Here is a 9,118-nt window from a genome sequence, read left to right as displayed (position 1 = left end):
AAGAGAATAAGTGTCACCCAGGGAACACCATGGCGATTGATCTTGTTCAGCCACATGGGTGCTGCACCAGTTTCAGCCGTAGCCAAGGTAACCCGCGCCGCAGTGGTCGTGTAAATCAGCCCGGTGCCTGCGGGCGAAATAAAAGCATCCACATACAGTAAGGTCGCCAACCAGCCGATGCCCACCGCCGCTGCCAAGGCCGCAAAGGGGCCATTTACCCCCTGGAAATGCAAATGTACCCATCCATCTTTGGCAATATCCGCAGGATTCACCGCAGCAAGAAAAGCAACCTGAACGGCGATATAGACTGCCGAAGCAATCAGCACCGAACCAATAACCGCGATAGGCACATCCCGCCTGGGATTTTTACTTTCTCCGGCCAAATCTATGGCATGACGAAAACCCAGCAAACTGAATATGACCCCACCGCTGGCAATGGCGATGAACATGCCATGCACATCACTCAGGGTATTGTCGGCGCGCATGTGAAAGTTTCCGGGATGCCAGGCCACCGCAATCAACATCACCGCCGTTAATAAAGGAATGCCAATTTTCCACCAGGTCGCCGCATTATTGATCCTGAGTACCCAGCCAATCACCATGAAATTGGTGATTACAAACAAACCGAGCATGATCACGGCGATCAAAAACCCGAAACTACTCAGCAAATCCGTATGCGGCTGCAACAGACCCGGATAATAGTTATTGGCATAGGTTAATACAGCCGTCACTTCCAGCGGGGCGATGGAGGCGTAGGAAAGAAATAAAATCCAGCTCCACATATGTCCGACAATAGGTCCATTGCCGACATGCGCCAGATGGACGACTGCTCCGGCACGCGGAATCATGGGTGCCAACTCGGCAAACACCAGGGCCAGCAAAAGAATGGCCGCCGCTCCCAGAATCCAGGACCCGATGGCCAACGGGCCAGCCATTTTTGCCGTGAACAAAGGCCCGAATAACCAGCCAGAACCTATGGATGCACCTACACAGGCCAATATCAGACCAACGAGTCCGCCTTCACGTTTTAGAGCATTTTTTTGAGAAGTGTCGGATTTCCTGGACACAGGCATGTGCGAAACCTCCTGATTAACAAAACATGAAAAAACGTTTAAGCTGGACAAATAATATTTATTTTTATAATAAACAAATATTGAATATTTCTATATATATCTCATATTTATATAAAAATGTCAATTTTTATTAATGCAACAACATGAGAAACGTTATAATTTATTATTTATATCATAAACTTAGCCATCAACAAGAGATTGGATATGATGGATGAAACAAATAAAATAGAGATCAAAACACATCTGATTACAACAGATATAACGCATAAAATGCCTTACACATGAATTTTAAAACTGCATTCACAATTGGCTAGTTATGAGTGAATTTCAGCGCTTAGATTGATTCAACGGGATAAACAGAATAAAGTCACCGCAAACATAACTACGCTGACGCGTTGATGCATAATCATTGCTTAACACTATTGGAACCTTCGAGAGTAGGTACATCATACTCATTATGCAGTCATTCTTGCCAGAGCCTGTCTACCATCGCTCAAGCCTATCACGGCAATGCCTTTTTTCTTTTCCAGTTTCCGTCGCCATACCGCGCCCTGAGACCCGCCAACTCCCAAATGCCTGAACCATCAGCGATGGCCTCAATATACTGGATGGGTCCAATTATTTTCAATCAAACCTCTTCGCCATATTTTCTGCCCTCAACTGATTGTACCGCCTCAACTTCTGAAATTTCTTGCGGCCTTAGTGGCGGCGACTTCCGTTGGATTAGAGCCATTCTCAAACAAGTGGTGGTGGTTTCTTGTGGATCTACCAGCGTTCCAGTTGGCTTACCAAGCCTAACTCAGCAAAGAGCCGCATAAATGCAGCGTTTATTTGACAGGTGCAGGAGAATTTTTTTAATTTATTTGGAGGCTGGGCCCGGAATCGAACCGAGGTACGCGGCTTTGCAGGCCGCTGCATGACCACTCTGCCACCCAGCCTTAAAAGAAAAGGGAAAGCGTAAAACTTTCCCTTGATGTTGGAGCGGGAAACGAGGCTCGAACTCGCGACCCCAACCTTGGCAAGGTTGTGCTCTACCACTGAGCTATTCCCGCATGGGCGCAAAGATAAAGGTATCACCCATCCTTGTCAAGATCAGGGCCAGAGGCCATCAAACTGGGCCAGGCAGCTTGCAGGTAACCGAGCATACTCCACAAAGTCATGATGGCGGCAACAACCAAAAGCCCGATTCCGATAATGCGGGCGGACACGCCCCACAACGCTTCGCGATATACCAGAAATAAAATGGCCAGCATCTGGGTAGTCGCCTTGGCCTTCCCCAGCCAGGACACCGCCACCTTTTTGCGCTCACCAAGTTCCGCCATCCATTCCCGCAAGGCAGACACGGTAATCTCCCGGCCCACGATCACACTGATGAGGATCCCGGCCAGCACTGGCGGCATTTCTTGCGAAGAGGCAATAAGTATCAGGGCGGTCACCACCATGATCTTGTCGGCCACCGGATCAAGAAAGGTTCCGAATGGTGAAACACCCTGATAGCGTCGCGCCAGATAACCATCTGCCCAGTCGGTAATGGCGGCAATGGCAAAAACAGCCGTTGCTGCATAGGTTCTTGCTTCGCCCCCCCAATAAAACAGGGCAACAAATATAGGCACCAGCAGAATGCGGAGAATGGTCAGATAATTGGGTAAACGCTTTTTCACAGTCCGCTAGCTTCCTTAATGAAAATGATCATAAATGCGTTGGGCCAATTCCTGATGAATTCCCTCCACTCGTTGCAAGTCGTCCAGACCCGCATCGCGAATGCCCTTCAGCCCACCAAAAGCACGCAGCAACGCCATGCGGCGTTTGGCACCAATGCCCGTGATGCTATCCAGATCTGACTCCTGACGGTTTTTGCTGCGTCGCGCACGATGACCGGTAATGGCAAAGCGATGCGCTTCATCCCTGATTTCCTGAATCACCAACAAGGCAGGGTCATCGGGCGGCAACTGCCGTGCCATCGGCCAACCGGGCACATGCAACAGTTCCATTCCGGGTCGGCGGGCTGTCCCCTTGGATATGCCGCAAAGCTGAATCTCATCAATTTCCAGAATCGCCAGTGCCGCCTCGGCACGTGCCAACTGCCCTGGGCCGCCATCTATCAGAACAATCTCCGGCAACGCCATTCCTTCTTTTTGCAGACGCCCATAGCGCCGATAGACCGCCTGCTCAATCGCCGCGTAATCATCGCCACCAGTCACATCACGGATGTTGAAACGACGATAGGCTTCCTTCATCGCCCCATCTTCACCGAAAACCACGCAGGAAGCCACTGCCGCCTCACCCCGGGTATGACTGATATCAAAACATTCCACTCTCTGCGGCAACTCAGGAAGCTCAAAAAACTCCTGCAGCAACAACATTCTCCGCCGCCCCGCACGGACGTTCTGGGTACGCTGGCGCAATGCCCCCACGGCATTGGTATGTGCCATAGCCATCCAGCGTTTGCGGGGCCCCCGCTGCGGCACATCCATAACCACTTTATGCCCGGACTGGGTCATCAAGGCTTCCGTCACTGCAGCGCCGTTGCGAGGCAATATATTGGTCAAAAGATTCCCCGGAACATCCTTGTTATTATAGAACTGCATGAGAAAACCTGCCATGACATCCGGCCCGCGCAGGTCTTCAGTATGCTGAGGAAACAAGGCCCTGCCACCCAGTTGACGACCATTGCGGATAAAGCTGACAAAAATGACCCATTGTCCATTTTCCTGGACCAGGGCAATCACATCAAAATCGCCACCACCCGCTTGCGCCACATATTGGCGCTCCTGAATTTTGGACAGGGCGGCAATCTGATCACGACGTCGGGCTGCTTCTTCAAAATTCAACTGTTCCGCCGCCTGTTGCATCTTTTCACCCAGATTGCGAATGGCCTCGGCACTCCTGCCCTCCAGAAAACGGACGGCATCATTTACGTCCCGTGCGTAGTCTTCAGGGAGAATATGACCCACACAGGGGCCACTACAGCGTTGAATCTGGTATTGCAGGCAGGCGCGACTGCGATTACGAAACGCAGGTTCTTCACAAGTCCGCAGACGAAAGGCCTTTTGCAGCAGCACCATACTTTCACGTAATGCCGTCACCGCCGGGTAGGGACCGAAATAATGCCCCTTTTTCTTTTGTGCGCCACGGTGCAGACTCATTTGCGGGAAAGACACGCCGGTCTCAATCAATAAATACGGATAACTTTTGTCATCGCGCAGCAATATATTATAGGGAGGATGGTGGCGCTTGATGAGATTCGCCTCAAGTACCAGGGCCTCTGTTTCCGTATGGGTGACGAGCACTTCGACCTGTTGCACCTGCGCCAGCATAGCGAGGGTTTTGGGACTATGCCGCTGTTTCTGAAAGTACGAACTCACGCGGCGTTTCAGATTGCGCGCCTTACCGACATAAAGCAGGCGTCGGCCGACGCCGTACATCTGATAAATGCCGGGCTGGCTGGTCAGCGTACGCAAAAACTCCCGAAGATCGAAAGGTGCATCAGATTCCAGCACCTGATTGGCAGAGTTTTCAGAGGGTTCTTGCGTCATCACGTTAACGGGGTTTTATACTGTCCCGGCCTGCTGCGCGTCCAGACGACGCAGATATTCCCAGGTAAAAATCCCGGTGCTGTGGCCATCGCTGAAATGAATTTGAATGGCATAATTTCCAACCGGCAGCACATCGACAATACTCACGTCTTCCTTGCCGGTGATCACCCGGGCTTCATCCGGGGTATGACCCTTGCATTCCGCACAGGGACATTCCACCCGCAAATATTCAAAACTGAGCGCACTGGTATGACCATCTGCCCAGTCAATTTCCATCTTCCGACTGATCATCAAGGGGCGAATTTCCAGGGGCTGGGTGTGCGTGTCAGACATGAGAAACCTCTTAAAGGAGCGGACTGGTCAGCAATAAGCCTCTAGGGTACAATTCACGCCCTCTAAAGGGAATGCCCACAAGGATGATGGTATGAAGATTTCGGCCTTTGATATTCGCCCCGGCAACATTCTGGAACATGAAAAAGGGCTCTGGCGTGTACTCAAAACGGATTTTGTGAAGCCTGGCAAAGGCGGGGCCTTCGTTCAGGTCGAAATGAAAAACATCGAAACAGGAACCAAATCCAATACCCGTTTCCGCTCGGGTGAAACCATGGAAAAAGCCGTTGTGGAAGCCCGAACCATGCAATATTTGTATGCCGATAGCACCGGTTATGTATTCATGGATAACGAAAGCTTTGAACAATCCATTCTCAGCGAAGATCTGCTGGAAGGTCAGACCGGGTATTTATTGCCCAATACGGAAATTCAGGTCAATTTGCATAATGATCGCCCCATTGGGGTGGAATTACCTTCGGTGGTCGTTCTTGAAGTGACCGAGGCTGATCCGGCCATCAAAGGACAGACGGCAACAGGCTCCTACAAGTCGGCACGTATGGAAACGGGTATTACGGTGATGGTGCCCCAGTTTGTGAATTCTGGAGAGAAAATCCGGGTAAATACTACTGATGGAACCTATATAGACCGGGCCTGAATGACAAAACCGCCTGAGCAAAACGATCGGGCGGCTTGTTCAGGATTTTTCCGTTGCCGGAATCACCCAGACAAAAATTTCGCCTTTACTGACCATCCCCAAATGGCGGCGCGCCAACTCTTCTACGGCACGATCTCCGCTTTGCAGGCTGACCACTTTGGCTTCCAGATGATCATTGCGGGTTTCCAGTTTTTTTAAAACCACTTCTTTGCTCTCCAGTTTGTGATGTAATTCACCCACATTTAACCAGCTACCCGTTCCAAACCACAGCGGGAATTGCAAAGCACACAAAGCGGCGAGCAACATGAAATCAACCAGGCGCATTTCTGATTTTGCCGTATTCACTTTGGCTTTGAACTGCGCCCAATCAAACATATCGAAATAATCTCCGGGAAATGCAAGCGCCTTAGCAAACGCTCTATAATATTACCTTTTAGTCGAGATTATAAAAAGTTGCAAGTCCAGGATAACGTGCGACCTCACCCAATTCTTCTTCAATACGCAAAAGACGATTATATTTGGCCACCCGATCGGTGCGTGACAAAGAACCGGTTTTAATTTGTCCACAACCCGTGGCCACTGCCACATCCGCCAGGGTCGTATCCTCGGTTTCACCCGAACGATGCGACACAATGGCGGTATAACAATGGGTTTTTGCCATTTCAATGGCTGCCAGAGTTTCTGATAACGTCCCGATCTGATTGAGTTTAATCAAAATACTATTGCCCACACCGCGCTCAATACCTTCACGCAGAATGGCGGTGTTTGTCACAAAAATATCATCGCCCACCAGTTGCAGACGGTCGCCCAAACGATCTGTCAGGGTAATCCAGCCTTCCCAGTCATTCTGGTCCATACCGTCTTCAATGCTGATCAAGGGATAACGATCAGCCAGCGCAGCCAGATAATCCACAAATTCCGCACTGCTTAAATCACGTTTTTCGCTGGCCAGATGATAACGGCCATCCCGATAAAATTCGCTGGAGGCCACATCCATACCCAGCCAGATGTCCTTACCCGGTTGATAACCGGCCTGGGCAATGGCATCCATCAGCAGTTCCAGAGCCGCTTCATTGGATGGCAGATTCGGGGCGAAACCCCCTTCATCGCCAACCGTTGTCGCCAATCCTTTCTTCTGCAAGACCCCTTTCAGGCTGTGAAACACTTCCACACCCATCTGCAAGGCTTCCGAAAACGATTCCGCACCCGCAGGAATCAGCATGAATTCCTGCATATCCACATCATTATCGGCATGGGCACCACCGTTAATGACATTCATCATGGGTACCGGCAACTGCACCGGACCCAGGCCACCAATATACCGATAAAGCGGCTGTCCGGCGGCGTGAGCGGCGGCATGGGCAGCGGCCAGGGAAACGCTCAAAATGGCGTTGGCACCCAGACGGGACTTGTTTTCAGTACCATCCAGGGCGCACATAGCAGCATCCAGATGCTCCTGGTCTTCCGCTTCCATCCCCAACAGGGCATCCTGAATTTCACCATTAACATGCTCTACCGCCTTGCGTACGCCCTTGCCACCATAACGTGAGCCACCGTCCCGCAATTCCATGGCCTCCCGCTCACCCGTCGATGCGCCACTGGGGACAATGGCGCGCCCCATGGCCCCATTTTCCAGATGAACTTCGGCTTCTACAGTAGGATTACCACGTGAATCCAGTACTTCACGACCTTGAATGCGGACAATGGCGTTCATATTAAATCCTCAGGATGATTTTCAGGAAAATCTTGGGCTTTGACCAACTGGTCAATGTGTTGAAGGGTGCGCAGCAGGCTTTCCAGCCGACCCAGTGGCCAGGCATTGGGACCATCGGACAGGGCTTCGGCAGGGCGCGGATGGGTTTCCATAAACAGACCGGACACCCCCGCAGCTACGGCGGATCTGGCCAGTACCGGCACAAACTCCCGCTGTCCGCCGGAACGATCCCCCTGCCCTCCCGGCAGCTGCACGGAATGCGTGGCATCAAAAACAACCGGGCAGCCAGTCTGGCGCATCACGGCCAGGGAGCGCATATCCGAAACCAGGTTATTGTATCCGAAAGAAGCGCCCCGTTCGCAGACCATAATCCGGGCATTACCCGTCGCCTTGGCTTTTGCGGCAACATGAAGCATGTCCCAGGGTGCCAGAAACTGGCCTTTTTTAATATTGACCGGCTTTCCGGCTGCAGCCACGGCCTGAATAAAGTCGGTCTGACGGCATAAGAAAGCAGGAGTCTGGAGGACATCCACAACCTCGGCAACCGCTTTCACATGCTCTTTTTCATGAACATCAGTAATGACGGGTACGCCCAACTCCCGGCGCACTTTTTCGAGAATCCGCAGACCTTCATCCATGCCGGGGCCGCGAAAACTGCTGCCCGAAGAACGATTCGCCTTGTCATAAGAACTTTTGTAAATAAAGGGAATATTCAGGCGATGACAGATGTCCCGGAGTGTTTCCGCCGTCTGCAAGGCCAGCTTTTCACTTTCTATGGCACAAGGGCCCGCAATCAGGAAGAAAGGACGATCCAGCCCGACCTCAAAACCGCAGAGATTCATGCCCGTTTCTCCCGCTGGGTAACAGCCGCCGCCATGAAGGCATCAAAAAGCGGATGGCCCTGACGCGGGTTACTGGTAAATTCAGGGTGAAACTGACAACCCAGAAACCAGGGATGATCCCGCAATTCCACCACCTCGACCAAAGCACTATCCGCTGAAAAGCCGGTATACTGCAGGCCAGCCGCCGCCAAAGGCGCCCGATAGCGGTTATTGAATTCAAAACGGTGGCGGTGGCGCTCATAAATGGCGGTTTGGGCATAGGCTTTAGCGACCAGACTGTCCGGCTGCAAAGAACATTCCTGCTCACCGAGACGCATGGTCCCCCCCAGATTACCGCCCTCTTCCCGATAAGCCGTATTACCTTCGGAGTCAGACCATTCGGTCATCAGGGTAATCACCGGATCCGGCGTTTCCGGGTCCAGCTCGGAACTGTTGGCATTGGCCAGCCCGGCACAATGGCGGGCAAATTCAACTACAGCCAACTGCATTCCCAGACAAATTCCCAGATAGGGCACTTTATTTTCCCGGGCATAACGAATTGCGGTAATTTTCCCCTCTGTACCACGCCCGCCAAATCCACCAGGTACCAGTATCGCATCGGCTTCAGCCAGCATGCCCGTACCCAGGGATTCAATATCTTCGGCATCCACATAGAGAAAATGCACCTTGCGCCGGGCACGCAATCCCGCATGTAACAGGGCTTCCGCCAGCGACTTGTAAGACTCGGTCAGCCCCACATACTTACCGACCAGGGCAATGACAATATCCCCTTCGGGATTTTCCAGGGCATGGATAATCCCCTGCCACGCGCCGAGATCCGGCGCCGGTGCCTGCAGGCCCAGGTCCTGCAATACCAGATCATCCAGGCCCTGATCATGGAAAAGTAACGGCAGACGGTAAATACTGTCTGTATCAATGGCTGAAATAACGGCTTTTTCAGTGAGATTGGAAAACAGGGCGATTTTGGC

The 9,118-nt window shown here is 51.8% G+C and carries 9 protein-coding genes and 2 tRNA genes; 1 reads left to right on the top strand and 10 read right to left on the bottom strand.

Annotated features, from left to right (window positions below; all coding sequences use genetic code 11):
* The 6 genes from AC2VLY_RS00445 to AC2VLY_RS00420 all read right to left on the bottom strand — a co-directional run.
* A partial coding sequence (locus tag AC2VLY_RS00445) for an APC family permease (RefSeq protein WP_486921582.1) occupies positions 1–1,073 on the bottom strand: 1,073 nt, incomplete at its 3' end.
* Positions 1,074–1,937: 864 nt separating this feature from the next.
* Positions 1,938–2,011 (bottom strand) — tRNA-Cys (locus AC2VLY_RS00440).
* 39 nt (positions 2,012–2,050) lie between these two features.
* Positions 2,051–2,125 (bottom strand) — tRNA-Gly (locus AC2VLY_RS00435).
* 21 nt (positions 2,126–2,146) lie between these two features.
* Positions 2,147–2,734 (bottom strand): CDP-diacylglycerol--glycerol-3-phosphate 3-phosphatidyltransferase, encoded by a 588-nt coding sequence (gene pgsA, locus AC2VLY_RS00430; RefSeq protein WP_486893190.1) that lies wholly within the window; start codon positions 2,732–2,734, stop codon positions 2,147–2,149.
* 15 nt (positions 2,735–2,749) lie between these two features.
* On the bottom strand, positions 2,750–4,609 hold the full coding sequence (gene uvrC / locus AC2VLY_RS00425) for an excinuclease ABC subunit UvrC (protein ID WP_486893189.1): 1,860 nt from the start codon (positions 4,607–4,609) through the stop codon (positions 2,750–2,752).
* Positions 4,610–4,624: 15 nt separating this feature from the next.
* A complete protein-coding gene (locus AC2VLY_RS00420) occupies positions 4,625–4,942 on the bottom strand; it encodes a gamma-butyrobetaine hydroxylase family protein (protein ID WP_300251934.1) in 318 nt (105 codons plus the stop codon).
* A gap of 91 nt (positions 4,943–5,033) precedes the next feature.
* Between AC2VLY_RS00420 and efp the strand changes: the two genes are divergently transcribed.
* Positions 5,034–5,594, top strand: a complete 561-nt coding sequence (gene efp, locus AC2VLY_RS00415; RefSeq protein ID WP_010642195.1) for an elongation factor P — start codon at positions 5,034–5,036, stop codon at positions 5,592–5,594.
* 39 nt (positions 5,595–5,633) lie between these two features.
* Here the strand turns inward: efp and AC2VLY_RS00410 are convergent, their stop codons facing one another.
* From AC2VLY_RS00410 to pyrG, 4 genes are all read right to left on the bottom strand, one after another.
* Positions 5,634–5,969 (bottom strand): FtsB family cell division protein, encoded by a 336-nt coding sequence (locus AC2VLY_RS00410; RefSeq protein WP_193649616.1) that lies wholly within the window; start codon positions 5,967–5,969, stop codon positions 5,634–5,636.
* Between the two features lie 58 nt (positions 5,970–6,027).
* Positions 6,028–7,308 carry a phosphopyruvate hydratase gene (eno, locus tag AC2VLY_RS00405; protein WP_486893188.1) on the bottom strand — a complete coding sequence of 427 codons (1,281 nt, stop codon included), beginning with the start codon at positions 7,306–7,308 and terminating at the stop codon, positions 6,028–6,030.
* Positions 7,305–8,150 (bottom strand): 3-deoxy-8-phosphooctulonate synthase, encoded by an 846-nt coding sequence (kdsA, locus tag AC2VLY_RS00400; protein WP_193649615.1) that lies wholly within the window; start codon positions 8,148–8,150, stop codon positions 7,305–7,307. Before kdsA ends, eno begins: the two co-directional genes overlap by 4 nt.
* Positions 8,147–9,118, bottom strand: a 972-nt coding sequence (gene pyrG, locus AC2VLY_RS00395; RefSeq protein WP_486921581.1) for a CTP synthase, incomplete at its 5' end; no start/stop codon positions are given. The genes pyrG and kdsA, both read right to left, overlap by 4 nt.

It is taken from the genome of Acidithiobacillus sp. TH-A36 (assembly GCF_057473445.1).
The sequence above is the reverse complement of the archived record's forward strand: the minus strand, read 5'-3'. Positions and strand labels throughout refer to the sequence as shown.

Excerpts from the sequence above, each read along its gene's own strand:
- uvrC (WP_486893189.1), bottom strand. The coding sequence starts at position 4,609 with ATGACGCAAGAACCCTCTGAAAACTCTGCCAATCAGGTGCTGGAATCT.
- AC2VLY_RS00420 (WP_300251934.1), bottom strand. The coding sequence starts at position 4,942 with ATGTCTGACACGCACACCCAGCCCCTGGAAATTCGCCCCTTGATGATC.
- efp (WP_010642195.1), top strand. The coding sequence starts at position 5,034 with ATGAAGATTTCGGCCTTTGATATTCGCCCCGGCAACATTCTGGAACAT.
- AC2VLY_RS00410 (WP_193649616.1), bottom strand. The coding sequence starts at position 5,969 with ATGTTTGATTGGGCGCAGTTCAAAGCCAAAGTGAATACGGCAAAATCA.
- eno (WP_486893188.1), bottom strand. The coding sequence starts at position 7,308 with ATGAACGCCATTGTCCGCATTCAAGGTCGTGAAGTACTGGATTCACGT.
- kdsA (WP_193649615.1), bottom strand. The coding sequence starts at position 8,150 with ATGAATCTCTGCGGTTTTGAGGTCGGGCTGGATCGTCCTTTCTTCCTG.